The organism is Ruegeria sp. CL7, from assembly GCF_056536445.1.
Window position 1 is genome coordinate 172,261 of sequence record NZ_JBQFPQ010000001.1, and the last position, 20,463, is coordinate 192,723.

General features: G+C 59.9%; 19 protein-coding genes. 7 read left to right on the forward strand and 12 right to left on the reverse strand.

Annotated features, from left to right (window positions below):
* Positions 1-387: 387 nt before the first annotated feature.
* Positions 388-1,047 (reverse strand): phosphoglycolate phosphatase, encoded by a 660-nt coding sequence (gene gph / locus ACR0LI_RS00885; protein ID WP_480492105.1) that lies wholly within the window; start codon positions 1,045-1,047, stop codon positions 388-390.
* Positions 1,048-1,253: 206 nt separating this feature from the next.
* Between gph and hemP the strand changes: the two genes are divergently transcribed.
* Together hemP and ACR0LI_RS00895 are read left to right on the forward strand one after the other, a co-directional pair.
* Entirely contained in the window at positions 1,254-1,421 is a 168-nt protein-coding gene (hemP, locus tag ACR0LI_RS00890) for a hemin uptake protein HemP (RefSeq protein WP_083445319.1), read from the forward strand.
* Positions 1,418-1,894 carry a hypothetical protein gene (locus tag ACR0LI_RS00895; RefSeq protein WP_171228953.1) on the forward strand — a complete coding sequence of 159 codons (477 nt, stop codon included), beginning with the start codon at positions 1,418-1,420 and terminating at the stop codon, positions 1,892-1,894. The genes hemP and ACR0LI_RS00895 overlap by 4 nt, the downstream gene beginning before the upstream one ends.
* Before the next feature lie 50 nt (positions 1,895-1,944).
* On the opposite strand, the gene ACR0LI_RS00900 is transcribed toward ACR0LI_RS00895, so the two are convergent.
* From ACR0LI_RS00900 to ACR0LI_RS00935, 8 genes are all read right to left on the reverse strand, one after another.
* On the reverse strand, positions 1,945-5,010 hold the full coding sequence (locus ACR0LI_RS00900) for an aminotransferase class III-fold pyridoxal phosphate-dependent enzyme (RefSeq protein WP_480717850.1): 3,066 nt from the start codon (positions 5,008-5,010) through the stop codon (positions 1,945-1,947).
* Positions 5,011-5,113: 103 nt separating this feature from the next.
* Positions 5,114-5,986 (reverse strand): NAD(P)-dependent oxidoreductase, encoded by an 873-nt coding sequence (locus ACR0LI_RS00905; RefSeq protein WP_480717851.1) that lies wholly within the window; start codon positions 5,984-5,986, stop codon positions 5,114-5,116.
* 101 nt (positions 5,987-6,087) lie between these two features.
* Positions 6,088-6,477 carry a Cu(I)-responsive transcriptional regulator gene (gene cueR / locus ACR0LI_RS00910; RefSeq protein WP_171634268.1) on the reverse strand — a complete coding sequence of 130 codons (390 nt, stop codon included), beginning with the start codon at positions 6,475-6,477 and terminating at the stop codon, positions 6,088-6,090.
* Positions 6,474-8,942 carry a heavy metal translocating P-type ATPase gene (locus ACR0LI_RS00915; protein ID WP_480717852.1) on the reverse strand — a complete coding sequence of 823 codons (2,469 nt, stop codon included), beginning with the start codon at positions 8,940-8,942 and terminating at the stop codon, positions 6,474-6,476. Before ACR0LI_RS00915 ends, cueR begins: the two co-directional genes overlap by 4 nt.
* Before the next feature lie 80 nt (positions 8,943-9,022).
* Positions 9,023-9,787, reverse strand: a complete 765-nt coding sequence (locus ACR0LI_RS00920) for an SDR family NAD(P)-dependent oxidoreductase (RefSeq protein WP_171634261.1) — start codon at positions 9,785-9,787, stop codon at positions 9,023-9,025.
* Positions 9,784-10,716 (reverse strand): SDR family oxidoreductase, encoded by a 933-nt coding sequence (locus tag ACR0LI_RS00925; protein WP_480717853.1) that lies wholly within the window; start codon positions 10,714-10,716, stop codon positions 9,784-9,786. Before ACR0LI_RS00925 ends, ACR0LI_RS00920 begins: the two co-directional genes overlap by 4 nt.
* Positions 10,713-11,615 carry a bile acid:sodium symporter family protein gene (locus ACR0LI_RS00930; protein ID WP_480717854.1) on the reverse strand — a complete coding sequence of 301 codons (903 nt, stop codon included), beginning with the start codon at positions 11,613-11,615 and terminating at the stop codon, positions 10,713-10,715. Before ACR0LI_RS00930 ends, ACR0LI_RS00925 begins: the two co-directional genes overlap by 4 nt.
* Positions 11,612-12,928 carry a flavin-containing monooxygenase gene (locus ACR0LI_RS00935; RefSeq protein ID WP_171722788.1) on the reverse strand — a complete coding sequence of 439 codons (1,317 nt, stop codon included), beginning with the start codon at positions 12,926-12,928 and terminating at the stop codon, positions 11,612-11,614. Before ACR0LI_RS00935 ends, ACR0LI_RS00930 begins: the two co-directional genes overlap by 4 nt.
* Positions 12,929-12,993: 65 nt before the next feature.
* Between ACR0LI_RS00935 and ACR0LI_RS00940 the strand changes: the two genes are divergently transcribed.
* Together ACR0LI_RS00940 and ACR0LI_RS00945 are read left to right on the forward strand one after the other, a co-directional pair.
* Positions 12,994-13,653: a TetR/AcrR family transcriptional regulator gene (locus ACR0LI_RS00940; RefSeq protein WP_171722789.1), complete on the forward strand. Its 660-nt coding sequence runs from the start codon at positions 12,994-12,996 to the stop codon at positions 13,651-13,653.
* A gap of 256 nt (positions 13,654-13,909) precedes the next feature.
* A complete protein-coding gene (locus ACR0LI_RS00945; protein ID WP_209832326.1) occupies positions 13,910-14,605 on the forward strand; it encodes a THxN family PEP-CTERM protein in 696 nt (231 codons plus the stop codon).
* Between the two features lie 390 nt (positions 14,606-14,995).
* On the opposite strand, the gene ACR0LI_RS00950 is transcribed toward ACR0LI_RS00945, so the two are convergent.
* Positions 14,996-15,616 (reverse strand): pyridoxamine 5'-phosphate oxidase family protein, encoded by a 621-nt coding sequence (locus ACR0LI_RS00950; protein ID WP_171634247.1) that lies wholly within the window; start codon positions 15,614-15,616, stop codon positions 14,996-14,998.
* Between the two features lie 12 nt (positions 15,617-15,628).
* A complete protein-coding gene (locus ACR0LI_RS00955) occupies positions 15,629-16,093 on the reverse strand; it encodes a nuclear transport factor 2 family protein (protein ID WP_171634244.1) in 465 nt (154 codons plus the stop codon).
* A gap of 292 nt (positions 16,094-16,385) precedes the next feature.
* Here ACR0LI_RS00955 and ACR0LI_RS00960 point away from each other — a divergent pair, with 292 nt between their 5' ends.
* The 3 genes from ACR0LI_RS00960 (at position 16,386) to ACR0LI_RS00970 (ending at position 19,711) form a co-directional block, all read left to right on the forward strand.
* The gene (locus tag ACR0LI_RS00960) at positions 16,386-16,949 is read left to right on the forward strand and encodes a TetR/AcrR family transcriptional regulator (protein ID WP_480717855.1); all 564 of its coding nucleotides are present in this window, start codon (positions 16,386-16,388) and stop codon (positions 16,947-16,949) included.
* Between the two features lie 142 nt (positions 16,950-17,091).
* Positions 17,092-18,249 carry an acyl-CoA dehydrogenase family protein gene (locus ACR0LI_RS00965; RefSeq protein WP_171228939.1) on the forward strand — a complete coding sequence of 386 codons (1,158 nt, stop codon included), beginning with the start codon at positions 17,092-17,094 and terminating at the stop codon, positions 18,247-18,249.
* A 190-nt stretch (positions 18,250-18,439) separates the two neighbouring features.
* The gene (locus ACR0LI_RS00970; protein ID WP_480485495.1) at positions 18,440-19,711 is read left to right on the forward strand and encodes an NAD(P)/FAD-dependent oxidoreductase; all 1,272 of its coding nucleotides are present in this window, start codon (positions 18,440-18,442) and stop codon (positions 19,709-19,711) included.
* A 2-nt stretch (positions 19,712-19,713) separates the two neighbouring features.
* Here the strand turns inward: ACR0LI_RS00970 and ACR0LI_RS00975 are convergent, their stop codons facing one another.
* Positions 19,714-20,415 (reverse strand): SDR family oxidoreductase, encoded by a 702-nt coding sequence (locus tag ACR0LI_RS00975; protein ID WP_480717856.1) that lies wholly within the window; start codon positions 20,413-20,415, stop codon positions 19,714-19,716.
* Between the last annotated feature and the right edge of the window lie 48 nt (positions 20,416-20,463).

Sequence of the window (20,463 nt, forward strand, 5' to 3'; positions counted from 1 at the left end):
AGAGCACCTTTCTGTTCAGGTAATTTCAGGGTCGCGTGATTTCTGGCAGGTTTTCCTAGGGTTACCCTTGGCTTGCAATCGGCTGCAGATCACCCCTGTGAAGCTGCGGGCCGGAAGCCTGTCTTGCATGCGAAAATTTGCAGATGACCGGGGCCGGGAAAGCGCCACTTATCCCTTATTATTCGCGTTTCTTGGGGAACTACGGGAAACCCCCAATTTCGCGCCGCGACAAACAGGGGTAAACATATTTTACCGTACTTACCACACAAACACACACGGTACTAACTTTCCCCGATGAGGGGCTGGTCACACCCCCTCGGCCGGCCCCTCTTAACTTTTGGGGTCCATGGCAGTTGGGGTCAGTGGTCATGCGGATCGTTGCCGGTGTCAGCTTTTGATCAATTTGGCGACGAAGGCGGGCAAATCTTGTGATGCGCCATAGGCCACGGTGTGTGGAATTTCGGCGACCGGCGTCTTCCGGTATCCTTCAGTAAACAGCAAAAACGGGATCTTCGCACGCGCAGCCGTTTCCGCGTCAACTTCGCTGTCGCCGACGAACAGACGCGGGCCGGACGCCTGAAGCGCATCGAAGCTTGCGAACAGATGGTTGGGATCCGGTTTTCGCGTCGAAAGGCTGTCGCCACCCAGAACCGCGTCGAAAAACCGGGACAGGTTCAGTGCCTCCAGCACATGCCGCGCCGGTGTTTCGGGTTTGTTGGTGCAGACGCCTAGAACGCATCCCATTTGCTGCAATTTGGCCAGTGCCTCCGGGATGCCGGGGTAGGGAACGGTCGTTTCGCTTGCAGCGGAATTGTAGTGTTTGAGGGTCAGTTGGGTCAGTTCCGCATGGCGATCCAGCGGCAGCCCGCAATGCCGGATCATGCGTTCGACCAGCTTGGGTAAACCGTTGCCGACGAATCCTTTGATGATATCCGTCGCCAATGGATCATGCCCAACGTCGTTCAGCGTGCGGTTGGCCGCCGCCGCCAGATCGCCCAGGCTGTCCACCAGCGTTCCGTCCAGATCGAATACAACTGCTGCGGTCATGTTTGCTTGCCCTTCATCACCCGACCCAAGACCTAACCCGCCCTGTACCGAGGGGCAATCGCCTGTTTCAAAACCATGCTTGACAATCCTTACTAAAATAATCAGATTAAGCGGCAGGAACAGAAAGCCAACCCTTTCGGGGTCAGCCAAATCAAGTGAAACGCGATAGATATGGCACCATGCCGAAACGCTCTGGAGATGTCCCGATGAACGTACAGAACCCGACCCCAACCCAAGGTTACGCTGTCTCGATGCTTCCCGCGCACAAGGCCGAGGATCTGACCAAGGGCGGCAACCTGGCCCATATAGAACTTGGCGATCAACTCTATACCCTGCGCATCACCCGTGCAGGCAAACTGATCCTGACGAAATGAGCGCGCCTTTCAAGCGCGGCGGTGCAGCGGTTGGCCGCCTTGCCGATCTCGATCCCATCGAAGCGGGCGCCGTTATGTATCTGCGGATGTGGAGCGAAGGCGAGGGCGGTCGTGCCGACGCTGCCAGCGATTTCCAAGTCGCGCTGGGCGCGGATTGCGGGCGTGCGGCAATGCTGACTTTGGATCGTTTATGCTCGCTATGTGCTACCCATGGCCGCCGCCCGCTGATCCGGCATGGTCTTGGATGTGCATGCCTTGGCGCGGACGAGAATTGCTTTGCACAGATGATCGCGGCAGCGTCCGAAGGGGCGCGTGAAGATGCGATGATGCTGGCGTCTTTGATCGTACGTCCAGATTTTGCCCCCGCGCTGGCATCTCTGTCGGAAGAACTGGGGCTGACTCTCAGACGTATGACCGCAGGTTTCAAAATGCCGACCACCGGCCACCAGACCCCCTCGGCCGTGCTCCACTGACCCTGAGTGTGGAACGGTTGAACCCCGGCGCTGCGCCGGGGTTTTTTCGTTCAGCAGCACCCGCATCCGGCATGGTGATGGTCATGATCGCAAACAGGGGCAGGGGTAAAGTCGCCCACCTCGGACAACACATCCCGCAGCGCCCAGAGGATCATGTCAACATCCTCGGCCTCGATGGTCAGGGGCGGACGGATTTTCAGGATGTTGTCTTTGGGCCCTTCGCTGCCGATCAGGATGCGATGATCGCGCATCCGGTTTTTGACATAGCTGCAAATCTCGGTGCCTTCGCTTCCATCGGAGTTGATCAGCTCCACGCCGAGAAACAACCCCATACCCCGCACGTCGCCAACGCAACCAAAGTCGGCTTCGATCTGGCGCAGTCCCGCCATCAGACGATCCCCCATCCGGCGGGCATTGTCCTGCAACCCCTCGTCATCGACGATATCCAGCACCTCTTTGCCGATCCGGCAGGACAGGGTCGAGCCGCCAAAGGTCGAAAAGAACTCGATCCCGTTGTTGAAGCTGTCCGCGATCTCGCGGGTTGTCACCAGCACGCCCAGTGGGTGCCCGTTTCCGATTGGCTTGCCCATCACTACGATATCCGGAACCGCGCCCTGGTGTTCGAAGCCAAAGTAATACTCACCCAACCGTCCCAGACCTGTCTGCACCTCATCGGCGATGCAAACACCCCCCGCAGCACGTATTTTTTCGTAAACCGCAGGCAGATAGCCCTTGGGCGGAATGATCTGACCGCCGACCGACGGGAAGGTTTCCGCGATGAACCCGGCCACGCCCTGTCTCCTGTTGCGAAGGGCGGCAATCGCCGGATCGACAAGATCAGCAAATTTCTGTGCCCGGTCCGCATCGTCCCGCCTGAATGACCCGCGATAGTCATCGGCAACCTCGACCAGTTCAACCCAGTCGGCTTTCCCGATGCCGCCCGGTTTGTTGAATTTGTAGGCCGAGATCGCCACTGCAGCGTTCGTGTTCCCGTGATAGCCGTGATCCGGCGTCACGATCCCCTTTGCGCCGGTATGGGCGCGGGCCAGCCGCAGGGCAAGTTCGTTTGCCTCGGTGCCCGAGTTGACGAAAAAGCAGACCTGTAGGTGATCCGGCATCTTCGACAGAATCTTGTCGGCAAATTCCACCTGTGCCGGATGCAGATAACGGGTGTTCGAATTCATCCGCTTCAGCTGATCCGCCGCCACGGCCTGAATGCGTGGATGCGCGTGCCCCACATGCGGCACGTTGTTGTAGGCGTCCAGATAGGGGCGTCCCCATTCGTCGAACAGGTGATGCTTCCAGCCGCGCACCAGCATGACTGGATCGTCATAGGTCAGGGATAGGTTGCCCCCGAAATGCGCCCGCCGTTTGTGCAGGATTTCCGCTTTGTCAGTTGGGTGATAGAACACCTTGTCATCCGGCAGGTTCAGCAACGCCGCCGGGTTCGGGCAGACCGCGTGCCACAGCTCCAGTTCGTCCGGGTCTCCGACACCGGGCCAGTCCGCTTCCATGCCATCGGTGGTCAGTGCCAGCTGGAAATGCACATGCGGGGCCCATCCGCCATTCTGGTCGGCATCGCCCAACCGCGCAAACGCGGCGCCCTGTGCCACCGGGTCGCCGGGTTTCAGCCGGTCACAGCATTCCGGATCCAGATGGCCATAGAGCGTATAGAACGGGTCGCCTTCGGGCGTTTCGTGATGCAGGATGATCACCCCGCCGTAGTCAAGGTGCTGGTCGCGGTTTTCGACCACTTCGATCCGCCCGCTCATCGGTGCATGCAGAACCGTCCCGGCAGGCGCAAACACATCCACGGCCAGATGAACCGTCCGCCTGTCCGAGGCTTTCCACGGGCCCTTGCGGAACCCCGGCTCGGCATAGATCAGGCGGGGCTCGTTATAGTAACCCAGCCACAGGTCCTGCCCGTATTCCTCGCCAACGCGCGCGGCCTCGGCCAAAGGCATGTGGAACGGGTTCCGGGGCCAGACGCAGTTTTCGACCGAAAGCGAGCCCATGGGCACATCGCCCAGGTCCTGGCCGAACATGTCGGTAAAATGCCCCCGGTGTTCCTGAAGATAGGCGTGGATGCGTTCAGCCCCATCAACCACGGGCAAGCCGCAAGCCGCCCGCAACCGCGCCGACATCAGCCCGCCATTGACTGACGTGTTCTCAAGAAACCGCCAAGCAGGCGCCTGAGAGATCGTCACATAGGGATCATTCGGATTCTCGGCCGCCATCAGGGTCGAGTTGACGACCGATACGGCAAGCCGCATCCTCAGCAACGGCCAGATCAGGTCAACCTCATCCGCCCGCAGCCGGTTGGCCGCGTGATAGCCCTTTACCAACGCAGCCAGTGCCCATTCCGGCTTGGGGTGATCCAGCACGACATACGCGCCGGCAATCGCCAGATCGCAGATGCGCGGCGCGGCGCACATGTCGCCCAGATCAATCAGGCCCGAGATCCGCCGCCGCTCGCCCAGTTCCCCTTCGACCAGAATGTTGTAGTCATTGGCGTCATTGTGGATGGCCTGTTTCGGCAGGTCCGCAAGGACATCCGCGATTGCAGCGAACCCCTCACAGATTTCCGTCAGCAGTGCCTGCCGCGCGGGGTCAGAGATCGCGTTTAACTTGTCAGCAATCCAGCCCGCCTGCATCAGGTCCCATTTGAAACCGATCCGGTGCAACCCTTCATGCTCAAACCCATCCAGGGCCCGGTCGGTTGCCCCCAATACGCGGCCCAGTTTCAGGATCAGCTCTTCGGATTTTGGGGCGGCCTTCGCGTAACATTGGCCCGGCAGGCACTCCAACAGCCAAACCAGCCTGCGCTGTCCTTCAGAATCGGCAATCTCGGGCAGCATTGCTCCGGTCAAATCAGGGAACACCTTGGGAAACGGCAACCCCGGTGCCTCAGAAGCGATATGCGCCAGCGCCTTGATTTGCAGATCAACCAGATCCGCATCGCATCCGGCCCGCATGGCCTTAAGCACATAATCCTGACCATTGGTGGCGTGCACCAGAAAGTTCAGATCATATTCACCATCCAACCGCGTCAAGCGGGCGTCCAGCCCCCAGAGCTGCCGCAGCGCGGCCGTCCAAAAAGCACTTAAATCGTCCATTCCCGTCTCCGCTCCGATCGCGCCGGAGCCCTCTTCATCTGGCCAAAAATATCCTCGGGGGGAATCGCGCCTTGGCGCGATGGGGGCAGACAGCCCCTCCGCGTTACCCCAGGGCCCGCAGGCGCTTGATCAACGACGAGGTGTCCCAGCGGCCACCGCCCAGTTTCTGAACATCCTTGTAAAACTGATCGACCAGAGCGGTAACAGGCAGGGACGCACCGGTTTCATTGGCGGTATCCAGACAGATACCCAAATCTTTGCGCATCCAGTCGACGGCAAAGCCATGTTCGAACTGATCATCCAGCATGGTCTCATACCGGTTTGCCATCTGCCAGCTGCCAGCGGCGCCCTGGCTGATCACCTCGACCACGGCCCTTCCGTCCAGCCCGGCCTTCTCGGCGAAGTGCAACGCTTCGCTCAGGCCCTGAACCAACCCTGCGATGGCGATCTGGTTGCACATCTTGGTCATCTGGCCCGCGCCGCTGTCCCCGATGCGGCGGCAGATCTTCGCATAGACCTGCATCACCGGTTCAGCCGCATCATAAGCCGCCTGATCTCCGCCGCACATGATTGACAGAACACCGTTTTCGGCGCCTGCCTGGCCGCCCGAGATCGGCGCGTCCACAAAGCCGATACCCTGTGATTGGCCGGCAGCGTACAATTCCCGCGTGACCTTTGCAGAAACCGTGGTGTGGTCGACGAAAACAGCCCCGCTGGACATGCCGTGAAATGCGCCGTCCTCGCCCGTGCAAACCATGCGCAGATCGTCGTCATTGCCGACGCAGGCCATCACAAACTCGGCGCCTTCAGCCGCGTCTTTCGGGGTGGCTGCCATCGATCCGCCATGCTGCTTTACCCAGGCTTCGGCCTTGGCAGCCGTGCGGTTGTAGACAGTGACGTCATGGCCTGCGGCCTGAAGATGCCCAGCCATGGGATAGCCCATGACGCCCAGGCCAAGGAACGCGACTTTTGCCATTTTGTGATCCTCTCCGCTGTTCGGTCGGCTTCAGCGGTGCGTGCCTGGCCGAAATGTTTGGCGAAGACAAAGCAAAGCTGCGCCCAAAGGGCAACCCCAAGTCAGCCCTTCCCGCCCAGATCCTGCAGGATCGGGCAATCCGGCCTGTCATCCCCGGCGCAGGCGTCGATCAGGTGGCTCAGCGTTTCGCGCATCGCGTTCAGGTCGGCGATCTTGGCTTCGATCTGCGCCAGATGGTCCCGCGCGACCTGTTTCACATCTGCGCTGGCGCGGGTTTCATCCTCGTAAAGCGCCAGCAATGTCCGGCAATCCCCGATGGTGAATCCCAAAGCCCGGGCACGGCCCAGAAAGTTCAGCTTGTGCACATCCTGATCGCGAAATCGGCGATAGCCGTTGTCGTCGCGCAGCGGTTTGATCAGGTCGATGTCTTCATAGTACCGGATCGTCTTTGCAGGCAGGCCGGTGCGGGTGGACACATCTCCGATATTCATGCGTGCACCTCCTTGGCGGGCGGGATCGGGGTTTCCGGCACGCTGGCTTGAACGCGACGCAGACGCAGCGCGTTCGAGACGACAAAGACACTCGAAAGCGCCATCGCGCCCGCGGCCAGCGCCGGAGACAACAGATGGCCTCCGAACGGGTACAGCGCACCAGCGGCGACCGGGATCAGCAGGACATTGTAACCGAATGCCCATCCCAGGTTCTGGCGAATGTTTCGCATCGTTCTACGGCTGATCTCGGTTGCATTTGCAACCCCGCGCAGATCGCCGGACATCAGAACGACATCAGCCGTTTCGATGGCCACATCGGTGCCCGTCCCGATGGCGATGCCGATGTCAGCCGTTGCCAGCGCCGGGGCGTCGTTTATGCCGTCGCCGACGAAAGCCAGCGTTCCGAACTGGTCCCGCAAGGCGGTGATCGCATCCACCTTGCCGTCGGGCAGCACTTCGGAGGTGACGTGATCGATCCCCAGCCGATCAGCCAAGGCTTGCGCAGTGCGCGCGTTGTCTCCGGTGACCATGGCCACGGTCAGACCCATTTGGTGGAGACGCTCCAGCGCCTCTTCGGTGCCGGGTTTGACCGGGTCGGACACAGACAACGTGGCTGCGGCCTGCCCATCCAATGCGACGAACAATGGTGTTGCCCCTTCGGCGGCGCGGGCCTCTGCCTCGCTTGCCAGGGGACCAAGGTCGATCCCGCGTTGTTGCATAAGACGGTGCGACCCGATCAACACGTTCCGGCCTTCAACCAGCCCCTGCATGCCAAGCCCGGTAAGCGACAGGACGTCCGTCGCCTGTGGCAGCGTCGCAGGCCCGGCCCGGGTGATCGCCGAAGCTATCGGGTGTTCCGACCGCGCCTCGAGGGCGGCGGCCAGCCGCACAACCTCATCCCTGTCAAACCCGTTCGCCGTCAGAACATTGTCCAGTTCCGGGCGGCCCAGTGTCAGGGTCCCGGTCTTGTCCAGCGCGATGACGCGTGCCTGCTGAAGCTGTTGCAAGGCATCGCCCTTGCGGAACAACACCCCCAGTTCGGCCGCGCGCCCGGTGCCGACCATGATCGAGGTCGGAGTGGCCAGACCCATGGCGCAGGGGCAGGCTATGATCAGCACGGAAACCCCGGCGACAAGCGCCAGCGGCAGGGCGGGGCTTGGGCCGAAGATCAGCCAGGCTGCGACGGTGATCACGGCGACCAGGATGACCGCCGGGACAAAGCGATATGTAATCCGATCGACCAGACCCTGGATCGGCAGTTTGGCCCCCTGCGCCTGCTGCACCATGCGAATGACCTGGGCCAGCACCGTGTCGCCCCCCACGCGCGTCGCCCGAACCCGCAAGGCGCCAGTGCCATTCACGGTGCCGCCGACAACAGCCGCGCCGGCTGATTTTCCAACGGGTATCGGCTCGCCCGTGATCATGCTTTCATCGACGTAAGAGGTGCCCTCGAGCACTTCGGCATCCACCGGCACGCGTTCGCCCGGGCGGATGTGCAGGATGTCGCCCACCGCAATCTCGGCGATAGGGCGGTCTTCTATCCGGCCATCGATTTCGACCCGCGCGCTTTTGGGCTGAAGGCCCGCCAGTTTACGGATCGCAGCCCCGGTTTTGCCCTTGGCGCGCGCCTCCATCAGACGGCCCAGAAGGATCAGAACGACAATCACAGCCGCCGCCTCGTAATAGACGTTGGCAGTTCCCATCGGTAACGCGCCGGGGGCGAATGTGGCCACCACCGAATACAGATAGGCCGCCCCGGTTCCCAGTGCGACCAGCGCGTTCATATCCGGCGTGCCCCTCAGCAACGACGGGATGCCCTTGCGATAAAACACGCGACCGGGCCCCAGCAGCAGGGCCGTTGTCAGGGCGAACTGAATCAACTGGCTGGTCTGCGTGCCGATGGTGGCGTGTACCCAATGGTGGAAGGCGGGGATCATGTGCCCGCCCATCTCAAGAATGAACACGGGCAGGGCAAGAGCGGCCGCCAGCAGAGTGGCCCGGGTCAGCCCTGCTGTTTCAGTGTCTGCGCGATCTTCGGGTGTCGAAACGGCTTGAGGCCGCGCCGGGTAACCGGTGTCGGTGACCACCTGTGCCAGCGCCTGTGGCGATGTTGCCCCCGCGGCGTAGGTCACCGCGGCAGTTTGTGTCGCCAGATTGACCTGCGCTTCGATCACACCGGGGCTGGCCGTCAGCGCGCGCTCGATCTTGGCCACGCACGAGGCGCAGTTCATACTTTCAATGCTCAGATCCGCCCGGCTGGTCTCGGCCGGATACCCTGCCGCGTCCAATGCCTTGGTCAGCGCCGAAGCTGGCCCGTCAAAAGCCACCTGTGCGGACTTGGTTGCAAAGTTGACCGAGGCCGTTTCAACCCCGGGCACATCACGCAGCGCCTCTTCAACGCGTCCCAAGCAGGATGCGCATCCCATGCCCGTGATTTTCAGCTCTGTCAGTGATTTTTGCGCCATGCGACTCGCCCATGAAGTTTCCTTACCCACCAGATGGGGGTTCCAGTGACGGAAAGGTCAAGGGCCTGGGGCAGCTTTTTTTAGTGCCCCGAGCCGCGCATGTTTCGTTCCATCATGCGCTGATAGAGGCGCGGTGACAGACGGTTGAGCCACCAGGACAGGCGCGCCACGCGGCCAACCGGGATCATGGGCTGCGATTTGTCCAGCCCGCGCAGGATCGTCTCAGCGGCGGCCTCGGGGCTCATTTCGTCCATCCCGTCCTTCGCCGATCCGGGGCGCGCTGTGCCATCCGCCTGCTCTTGTGCGTTGCCGGGGTTGGTGGCCACAAAGGAGGGCGCAGCGATCAGAACGTCAACGCCATGAGGGGCTTCTTCCGAGCGCAGCGATTTGAAGAACCCCTCCAGCGCGTGTTTCGAGGCAGCATAGGCCGTCCGATGGTAAAGCGGTGCAAACCCGGCCACCGATGAGATGGCCAGATGTGTCCCCTTTGACGCCCGAACCGGGTGCAAGAAGGCGCGGGCCATTTCAACGGCCGCAAAATAGTTGATGTCAAACAGAGTTCGGTGGCTGGCCGCGTCGGACTTTTCAAAGCCCCTGATTTGCGTGACGCCGGCGTTGTAGATGACCAGATCGATACTGTCACTGGTCGCGATCACCTTTTGAGTTGCCCTGGCAAGCTGGTCGGGATCCGTTAGATCGCAGCCAACAGGCAACTGGTTCGGCCCGGTGTCCAGACCTGAAACATCGCGATCCAGCAGCACCACCCGCCACCCGCGACTTTGCAGAGCATGGCTGAGGGCCCGCCCCAAACCGCCCGCCCCGCCGGATATGACAGCCGTCTTCATAGCCCCGCTTGCTTTTGCCAGAGCGAGAATACCTGGGCGCTGGTTTTTTTCGGAGTGTAACCGAAGTCGGATTTCAGGGCGGTGTTGTCCAATACCGGTCGATATTGCAGAAATCGCACCTGTTCCGGCCCATAGCGGGACAGACCCAGCGGACGTGCAGCGGCCAAAGCCGATTTCAGCGCCCAAGCGGGCAGGCGCAGAACCGGTTTCCCCATCGCACGCGCCAGATCGGTCACGCCCATCGCGCCGTCCCCGGCGACGTTGTAAACGCCAACCGGCCCGTCGGTTGCCGCGCGCTTCAGGATGCGTGCCAGATCATGCGTCCAAATGAACACAAACGGGCTTTCGCTGCCGACGACGGCCAGCAGGCTGGGTTTGCCAAACAGGGCGGTGATCTGGTTTTCGGACCCGGCCCCCAGAACCGTGCCCACGCGCAGCACGACCTGTTCCAGATCGGGGGCGGCACTGCGAACCTCGGCCAGCATCTCTTCGACCTGCCTTTTGTGATCGGAATACGGAAACTCGGGGTTGCCGCGCAACGGATCATTCTCGCGCAGGGGCACGGGGTTGTCCGGGTGATAGCCGTAGGCTGCACCCGAGGATGTGACCACCAATCTTCGCACTCCGTTGGCAAGGGCCGCGTTCACCACCTTGCGGGTGCCCTCGACATCAACCGCATATGCCGCCGCCCGTTCCATTTTTGGCGGAGGCGTCACGATGGAGGCCAGATGCACTATGACATCAGGCTTCACGTTGGAGATCACGCGCGCGGGCGCGTCGGTCGTCACATCCAAGGGCAGATAGTGGACGTTTTCCGGCATGCTGTCGGGGCGTTTGATATCCGTTGCAAAAACATCGTGCCCCTTGAGTTCGGGCAACAGTGCCTGCCCGACCATACCGGCGGCGCCCGTGATCAGGATACGGCTCATCGCGCGGCCTCGGTTCGGGCCATGAACGACGCCAGGGCAATCCCCGAGATCGCGTGCCAGATGCCCCAGAACGCGGCCACCACGGCCATGCCGCCCAGCCCGTGAAAAAAGGCAAAGATCAGCACCAGCCCAAGGCCGGAATTCTGAATGCCGGTTTCGATGGTGATGGCGCGGCGATCGAAAGGGGACAGCCGGGTCAGAGTGGCCACAACCCAACCGCCCCCCAGCGCCAGGGCGTTGTGAAGGATCACAAGCCCGGCAACAGCCCCGGCAAAGCTGAGGAAGAACCCCCAGTTCGCGCCCAGGGCAAGTAAGATGAAAGCCGAAAAAATACCCATCGACAGGTATTGCAGCGGCGCACGCAACCGTGCGGTCAGGGCCGGGCGGCGCTGGTTCAGAGCGATGCCCAGGACCAGAGGCAGGATCAACATCAACCCGACAAGGATTGCGATTTGCACCGGGTCAATCTGGGTCTGTTGCAGGATCGCGCGTGTTGGCGGATACAACCCGCCCCAAAGCGCAATGTTGAAGGGCGTCATGAAAATCGCGCCGATGGTGGCAAAGGCGGTCATCGACACCGACAGCGCCGCATTGCCACCGGCGCGGTGCGTAATGAAGTTCGAGATATTGCCCCCCGGACAGGCTGCGACAAGGATCAGCCCAAGCGCAATAGACGGTCGAGGGGCCATCACCCACACAAGCGCAAAAGTCAGCGCCGGCAGGACCAGGAATTGGGATACCAGCCCGACGATCACTGGCTTCGGCGCGCGCCTGAGGCGATCAAAATCCCTTGGTGTCAGATCGATCGCAATCGAGAACATCACGATCGCCAGTATCGCATTCAACAGCGTCAGAGAGGCCGGGCTGAAATTCAGCGTAATTTCGTCGATACCACTCATACGGCGGCTTTCCGCAGCCGTTCGATCCATCCGGTGACAGCCTTTCTGTAGGTGGCCTTGTCCACGTAGTAAGCCATTCGCGGCAGATCGATATAGCTCATGCCTCCGGTGGCGCGCGTATAGTCTTTTTGTTTTTTGGATTTCAGATCGGCCGCCACCGGGCAGCCCTTTTGAAGACCTTTGATATAGCGCGCCACCATTTCGGCCTGCTCGTGCCTGCCTTGCCAGCCCAGACCCGTGGCCTCGACCATGCCCAGCACAAAAAGATCGTCCCGTTCGGGGTGCATCGCGTTCAGGTACAGATGTGGAGCATCGCCCTGCCAGTTCAGCAGGCCCTGGTCGATGAACGGATAGTGCAGCTTGTATCCGGTCGCGGCGAGAATCATGTCATAGTCTGCGCGCGTGCCGTCCTTGAAATGCACGGTTTTGCCTTCCAGGCGGTTGATATCGGGGCGAATGCGCAGGTCGCCATGGCCCGCGTGATACAGGACAAGCGAATTCACCACCGGGTGGCTTTCGTAAAGCTGATAATCGGGCTTGGGAAAGCCGTATTTCTGCGGATCACCGACAAACCAACTGAGGATGAGGCTGTCCACCTTGCGCTTCAGCCACATCGGCAGGCGGATCTTGCCGCCCATCGTGTCGGCCGGTCTGCCGAAAACGTATTTCGGCACGAAGTAATAGCCGCGCCGCATCGACAGATCGCAGCGTTCTGCGTGATGGATTGCGTCAACCGCAATGTCACAGCCGGAATTGCCCGCGCCCACGACCAACACACGCTTGCCGTCGAACTGACTGGGGTACCGATATTGCGAGGCATGAATCAACTCGCCGTCAAACGTGCCGGGAAAGCTGGGCATATTCGGTTCCGACAAGGTGCCGTTTGCAATCAGAACCCCTGCGAATTCGGCCTGATGTTCACCTTGGGCGTCCCGCCAGCCAACACGCCAACCATCACCGGATTTGCCTAGCGGAGTGATCCGGGTGACTTCTGCATTGAACCTGTAGCTTTCACGCAGGCCGAAACGATCGGCAAAGGACCGGAAATAGTCGCGCATCGCCCGGTGCGAGGGGTACTCGGCCACCGCCTCATCCATCGGGAAATCCTCGAATTCGGTCATGCGTTTTGAAGAGATCAGATGCGCCGATTCATACATGGTTGATCTGGGGGCATCGATATCCCACAGACCGCCCACATCCGAATGCAATTCGAACCCCTGAAAGGCGATGCCCTGTTCCTTCAGCACCTTGGCTGCGGCCAAACCCATCGGCCCCGCCCCGATCAGGGCGAATGCGTTGCGCGTCTGTGTCATGAACCCTCCCGAAGTTCGTGACGCTTAACTTGAACGAACGACCAAAATAAGGCAAGATGAAATTCATGAGTCCAAAAAACATCGAAAAACCAAGGCAAAGAGCCCCGTCCAGGCGATCGCTTGAAACCAAGGCGCGGATCATGGATGCGGCTGAAACCGTCTTTGCCGAACGGGGATTCGAGGGTGCGTCGATCCGGGATATCGCGGCCTTGGCAGGGGTTCAGATTGGTCTTGTGCACCATCATGGTGGTGGCAAGGAGGAATTGTTTTACAAAACCGTGGCGCGGCGCGCGGACGCGCTGGCGCAGCTTCGGATCGACGCGTTGAACAGGGCCAAGGCCGTCGCTCCGCTGACGCTTCACAGCATTCTGGACAGCTTTATCCGACCCTATGTGGACCTGGCAGAAACGGGTGGGCCCGGATGGATGGCATATGGGCGGTTGGTGGCCCACGTATCGGTTGACCCCAGGTGGCGCGATATCGCAGCGGAATGTTTCGACCCTACCGCCCAGCTGTTCATAACCGAGATCGCCACGCTTTACCCGGATGTCGATCCTGCGGTTTTGGCAAGTGGCCAGGTTTATTCGGTCTCGGCGATGCTGGCCCATCTCAACAGCGGATGGCGGGTCAAAGCCCTGTCGCAGGGCGGTGACGTATCAGGCATGGAGCGTCTGGTGGACTTTTGCGCCGCCGGTATCGAAGCAATGGTACGATCCGACCATTGATGAACCACCACGCGGCGCCCGGTTGCGTGTTCAATCGTTCAGTTGGCGCCTTGTATCCGAAGTATCTGTTTCCAAAAGTTGGACAATTGGCGCCTACCAGATGATTGTGACCTTTTCGACGCTCTTTGGGGCGTCATTCGCCTTGATTGAGGTGAAAACGTGGCGTCAATGTGGCGCTTGAGCTAGGAATATGATCCTGTTGTGCTGCTCTTTCCCAGAGTGGTTTGTAACGAGTATTCATACGTAAGGTGGGCACATGACTTTGATACGAAACATAGCTGCGATCGCTGTTGCAGGTGTGATGGCTGCAAGCGGTGCGTCGGCGCTGACCATTTCCAGCATCTCGCCCTCTTGGCAAAACGTAAATCCAAGTTCCGGCGTTACTGAAAGCACCTCTGGTTCTACGATTTCTCTTCGGTGGGGAAGTGGCAGCAGCTCAAGTGGTTACGATTTCACGCCAACTGGCACGCCAATTTCAGGTCTGTTGCCTGGAACGGCATTTGCTCTGGGTCAGTTCTCGCATCTGAATTTCCCGATCACTGGAACAACACTGAGCTCGGTCGACCTTCTTGTCGATATATTGATAAGCGGTGGCCCTCTGGTGTCCTCTTCGTTTGCCCTGACGCACAACGAGACATTGAATCGCCCAGCGAACTGTCCGGCGGATTCCACCCCTTGTGATGACATCGTGACCATTGCCAACAATTTGGGCTCTCAAAGCTTTAATTTTCGTGGGCAAAATTATGTGTTCTCGGTCCTCGGTTTCTCTCAGGACGGCGGCAGCACCATTTCTAACGGCTTCAGCACAACGGAAAACATGCAAAACGTCGCAACGCTGTATGGGGAATACACGATTGCCCCCGTGCCGCTGCCCGCTGCTGGCTGGCTGCTTCTTGGCGGCATCAGCGGTTTGTTTGTGATGGGGCGTCGGAAAAAGCGCAGCACGGCCTGATTTGGCTTTACATGCTCTCACCATTATTGGTGGTGAGAGCAGACCCGGAACTGTGCCGACCTTTTTCGACCAGGATTTTCAGCCTGACAGCGCATGCGCCCCCTGGGTTCGACTTGATAGCTTTTGTTGGAATCGACAAGCGCGCTTGTTGGACACCTGTCGCGGTGACGCGCGGTCATCATTCTTGCTGCAAGTGTTCGAACAAAATCTTGCTGAATACCGATGGCGGCGATGTTCGTACCGCACTGGGTGAAGCGAAAAAACCGAACATGATGATCAGAATGATCAGAGCAGTACCGGCAAGGCAAGCCGCCGAGAGGTGAAAGACCGAGCGAACCATTGCGACACTCCCTTCTCTTGATATCCGTAAATTTTGTGAGGGCTGAAACGTCAACCTGACTTTGCCAATTGCTGTTTCAGCCTTTGGTTTTCCGCCTGCAACTCTGCCAACTGCTGCCCCAGCCTGTTCAGATGAGGGCGCAACTCTGCTTCGGTGAAGCGCGGCGTGATGTGGCTTGGGCAGTTCCAGTCCAACGCCTCGACGCGGATGACCACGGCCCGTTCGGCCGGTGCCTCGGCCTCTTCCGGGTAAAGGGTGGCGGCCGCTGTTTCGCCTTCCGTGAACACGACACGCCCAAGGATCTTGAGACGGCGTCGGTTGGCGTAATCCATCAGGATCATTGCAATACGATCATTGCCGTCCAGATTCCCGCGCGAGATATACTGTTTATTGCCGGAAAAATCCGCATATCCGATGGTCTGAGGGCCAAGCACCTTCAGAAACCCTGTCGGCCCGCCCCGATACTGCACATAGGGCCAGCCGGTCTCGGACACGGTGGATTGATAGAACCCGTCCCGCGCCTGAATGAACTCTTTCTCGGGGTCTCCGATCAGATGGCCTTGCCGCGGGCCACCTGCAATGAACTTGGCATAGGTTCTGGCAGATCCCATCCTTTCTTGATGGGCGCGGACTGCGGGTGTGAAGGTCAGTTCGGAAAAAGCGCGGGGCATTGGAAAATCCTTTCAAAGACCCAGTTCGGACAACCCGGGGTGGTCATGAGGGCGTTCGCCCAAGGGCCAATGGAACAGCCTGTCATCTTCGGCTATCGGAAGATCGTTGAGCGAGGCATGGCGATGTGACATGCGCCCGTCATCGGCGAACTCCCAGTTTTCATTGCCATAGGATCTGAACCACTGACCGCTGTCGTCGCGCCATTCATAGGCATAGCGTACGGCAATGCGATTTCCGGCAAAGACCCACAGTTCTTTGATCAGGCGATAATCCAGTTCCTTCCGCCATTTGCGGGTCAGAAAGGCGTGGATGTCGGCATGGCCGGACAGGAATTCAGCCCGATTCCGCCATTGACTGTCATCCGTATAGGCGGGCGTCACGCGGTCGGGATCGCGGCTGTTCCAGGCATTTTCCGCCGTGCGCACTTTTTGAGTGGCAGTTTCCAATGTGAAGGGAGGCAAGGGAGTTCTGGACATTTCGCAAAGGCTTTCAGGTGAGGGAGGCGGCAAGAAGAGCCATGGTCAGAAGGAAGGGGACGTACTGAGGTGGAAAAATGCTGGCGCGACGTTTCATCGGTCAAATCCTCGGGTGTACAGATCGGTCAACTTACAGGCAAAGTGTACCGATCTGTAAACTTTTGCAAGTGGAAATTTCATGGTGAGACAAGGCGCCTGGTAAAACTATTTCAAAACAACGCTTTGGCCTGGGGTCATTGTACTTCACGCTCCATGGTAATATGTACAGAACGGTACACCATGGAGCCGAATCATGCGCCCAAACAAACGGGATGAGTTGGTCAGCAAGGCCCTGAAGGTCTTTTACCGCGACGGGTTTCACGCAACCGGCATGGACAAGCTGGTCGTGGAAACAGGCGTGTCCAAGACGTCGATGTACAAGCATTTCCGCACCAAGGAAGACCTGATCGTCGCCGCGCTGCACTTGCGGGATGAGAACTTTCGCGACTGGTTCTTTCAGCGCATCGACGAGATGGCGGAAACACCGGCCGAGCAGATCATCGTCAGTTTCGATGCCCTGAAAGAGTGGTTCGAAGAGGACGGGTTCCGGGGCTGCATGTTCATCAAGGCCGGGGCCGAGTATCAGGACAAGGATCACCCGATCCATGTACAGGCCGCCGAACACAAACAGCTTTTGCTGGAACACTTCACGGCCATAGCCCAGCAGGCCGGCGCGCATGATCCTCGGAAGCTCGCGAGTCAGATCGTGTTGTTGCAAGAAGGAGCCATTGTTTCCGCCGTTCTGCTCAAGAACTGCGATCCGGCGGAAGACGCCAAGGATGCGGCCAAGCACCTTTTGGCCAAAGCACTGACTTAACCCCGCCAGCCAATAGGTATTCTCTGACATCGTAGGCCAGGGAACGTTGCGTTGTTCCGCAAAGGGACGCGGCGTCACAAGGATTGGCGTGAACCGAACACGGCGCTAGCCTTTTCCGGAAAGACCGATTGGAGGGCGTTCAATGTCACTTTTCACTTCGACTGCGGCATGGGTCACTGATGAACACCGCATGTTCGCGGATATGGCGGGTCGGTTCATGGATGACGAACTGTCGCCTAATATCGAAACCTGGGTTGAAAACGGCGTTGTGGATCGCGATTTCTGGCGCAAGGCCGGCGAAACCGGGCTGATGGCGGGTGCGATCCCCGAAGAATATGGCGGCGTCGGTGGCGGCATGGGCTTTGACGCCATCACGGCCTACGAACAGGGCGCGCGGGGTGATGCGGGTTGGGGTTATGGCATTCAGTCGATCGTGACCCACTATCTCACCGCGTATGGCAGCGAAGATCAGAAGAAGAAGTGGTTGCCCAAACTGGCGTCGGGTGAATTGGTCGGCGCGCTGGCAATGACCGAACCCAGTACCGGTTCGGACGTGCAGGCGGTGCGGACGACTGCCGAGAAGGACGGCAACTCCTACCGGTTGAACGGGTCCAAAATCTTCATCACGAACGGACAGACTGCGGATCTGATCATCGTGGCCGCCAAGACCGACAAAACCGCTGGCGCACGCGGCGTTTCGTTGATCGTGGTGGAAACTGACGGGTGTGAAGGTTTTCGCCGGGGGCGGAACCTCAAGAAACTGGGCATGAAGGGCAATGACACTGCCGAACTGTTTTTCGAAGATGTCAAAGTGCCGATGACAAACCTGCTGGGCCCCGAGGAAGGGCAGGGATTCTATCAGCTTATGAAACAGCTGCCGTGGGAACGGCTGAATATCGCGATCATGGCGCTGGGCGCGATCGATTTCGCCATCGGCGAAACCGTGAAATACGTGCAGGAACGCAAAGCCTTCGGGCAGCGGGTGATGGATTTTCAGAATACCCGGTTCAAACTGGCGGAATGCAAGACCAAGGCCGAGGTTCTGCGCAGTTTCATCAATGATTGTATCGGGAAACTGGAAGCAGGCGAGTTGGACGCGGCAACTGCTTCGATGGCCAAATACTGGGGGTCCGAGGTGCAGAACGAGATCATGCATGAATGCCTGCAACTGTTCGGCGGCTACGGGTTCATGATGGAATACCCGATTGCACGTCTTTACGCGGATGCCAGGGTGCAGATGATCTATGGCGGCACCAATGAGGTCATGAAAGAGCTGATCGCGCGATCGCTCGACGTCTGAGCCCACCACGCGGGCCCTCCCGCCCGTCGTCTTCATTCCTGACGGAATGACTCCTCCGGTTGGGCCCGGCAGGCCCGGGCAAAGCCCGGGCCTGCCGGGCCTGTTTCGTTGTCGCAGCACGGGTCAAAAGGCCGCTTGCAAAGGGGGGGTGTCGGTATGATGATCCGCCGACAAGACTCAGAGGCCCGACGTGAACGATCCCGAACAATCACTTTGGCAGACCACCTGCACCGAGACAGTCCCCGCACCGCCCCTGACCGCTGACGCAGCGGTTGATCTGGCTGTCATCGGAGGTGGCTACACCGGCTGTTCAGCGGCTTTGACCGCTGCCCGCGCCGGCGCGTCGGTCTGCCTGCTCGAGGCGCAGGAAATCGGGTTTGGCGGTTCGGGGCGCAATGTCGGTCTGGTCAATGCGGGGCTGTGGCTGCCGCCGGATGACATCCGGGCGCATATCGGTATTGAACCGGGGAACCGTTTGATCGACTTGCTGGCCAAGGCGCCGGCGGATGTGTTTGCCTTGATCGATGAATATGGCATTGCGTGTGAGCCCGTGCGCAGCGGAACCCTGCATTGCGCTCATTCCGCGTCGGGTTTGAAGGACCTGCATACGCGTCATGCGCAGTTGAGCGAAGCCGGAGCGCCGGTTGTGCTGTTGTCGGCGGACCAGGCCGGTGAACGCACCGGCAGCCAGGCCTTTCACGGTGCCTTGTTCGATCCACGGGCAGGAACCATTCAACCTTTGGCCTATGCGGTGGGTTTGGCACGCGCGGCGTCACAGGCCGGGGCGCGGATACATACGCAAAGCCCCGTGCAGACCATGACATATGAGGGCGGGCACTGGGTTCTGGTGACACCGGGCGGGACGGTTCGGGCAAGATCGGTCATTCAGGCGACGAATGCCTATCATCTTGCGCTGCCGGATACCGCGCCTGCCTATGTGCCGGTCTATTATTTCCAGTACGCCACGGCCCCGCTGACGGACAATTTGCGCGCCAGTATCCTGCCACGGAAAGATGGGTGCTGGGATACCGGGCTGATCATGACGTCATTCCGGCTGGATCAGGCGGGGCGGATGATCATTGGCGGCATGGGGGATCTGGGACACGCCGGCCGGGTTGCACATTCCGGTTGGGTCCGGCGCAAGCTGGCCGAGCTCTATCCGCAATTGGCCAACCAGTCGTTGGAACACGGGTGGCACGGGCGGATCGCAATGACATCGGATCATATTCCAAAGATCACGCAGATCGGCCCCAACGCTTTGGCCGCACACGGGTATTCCGGTCGCGGCATCGGCCCGGGCACGGTGTTCGGCCGCATGATGGCCGAAAGCCTTCTGGCCGATGATCCCTCGCTTCTGCCGGTTCCCGCCGTGTCGGAACACCGCGAAAACTGGACGCGCGTGCGCCGCGCATTTTTTGAATCCGGCGCGGCGCTGACGCATCTTGTAAAGGCGCGGTTCTAAGTTCAGACAGACCGGGTGATACCGCCGTCCACCCGGATATTCTGTCCGGTGATGTAACCGCCGCCTTCCGAGGCGAGCAGAGCGACGACCGAGGCGATCTCGTCGTAGCTGCGCCCATAACGACCCATCGGAATGCGGCTGCGGAATTCTTTTTTCTCGGGCAGGCTGTCAATGAAGCCCGGAAGAATGTTGTTTATGCGGATATTCTCGGCCGCATATTTGTCCGAGTACAGCTTGGTGAAGGCGGCCAACCCGGCGCGGAACACGCCCGACGTCGGGAAAACCGGATCCGGCTCGAAGGCGGCAAAGGTCGAGATGTTGATGATCGAGCCTCCTCCCTGCGCCTGCATGATCGGGGTCACAAGCCGGGTTGGGCGCACCGCGTTCAGGAAATAGACATCCATGCCGGTGTGCCAATCCTCATCCGTCAATTCAAGGATCGGGGCACGGGGGCCGTGACCGGCAGAATTGACCAGAACGTCAACACGCCCCCAATGGGCCATGGCGGCATCGACAAGCTTCTGCAAATCCTCCGTGGACTGGTTCGAGCCGGTAATACCGACACCGCCCAGCTCTTTTGCCAAAGCTTCCCCTTTGCCCGAGGAGGACAGAATGCCGACCTTGAACCCGTCCGCCGCCAGCCTCCGGGCGGAATCCGCCCCCATGCCGCTGCCGCCCGCCGTTATAAGTGCTACTTTTTCCATCTGACATCTCCGTTTTCAGTTGATCCCAAGATGGCCGTCGGACAGTGG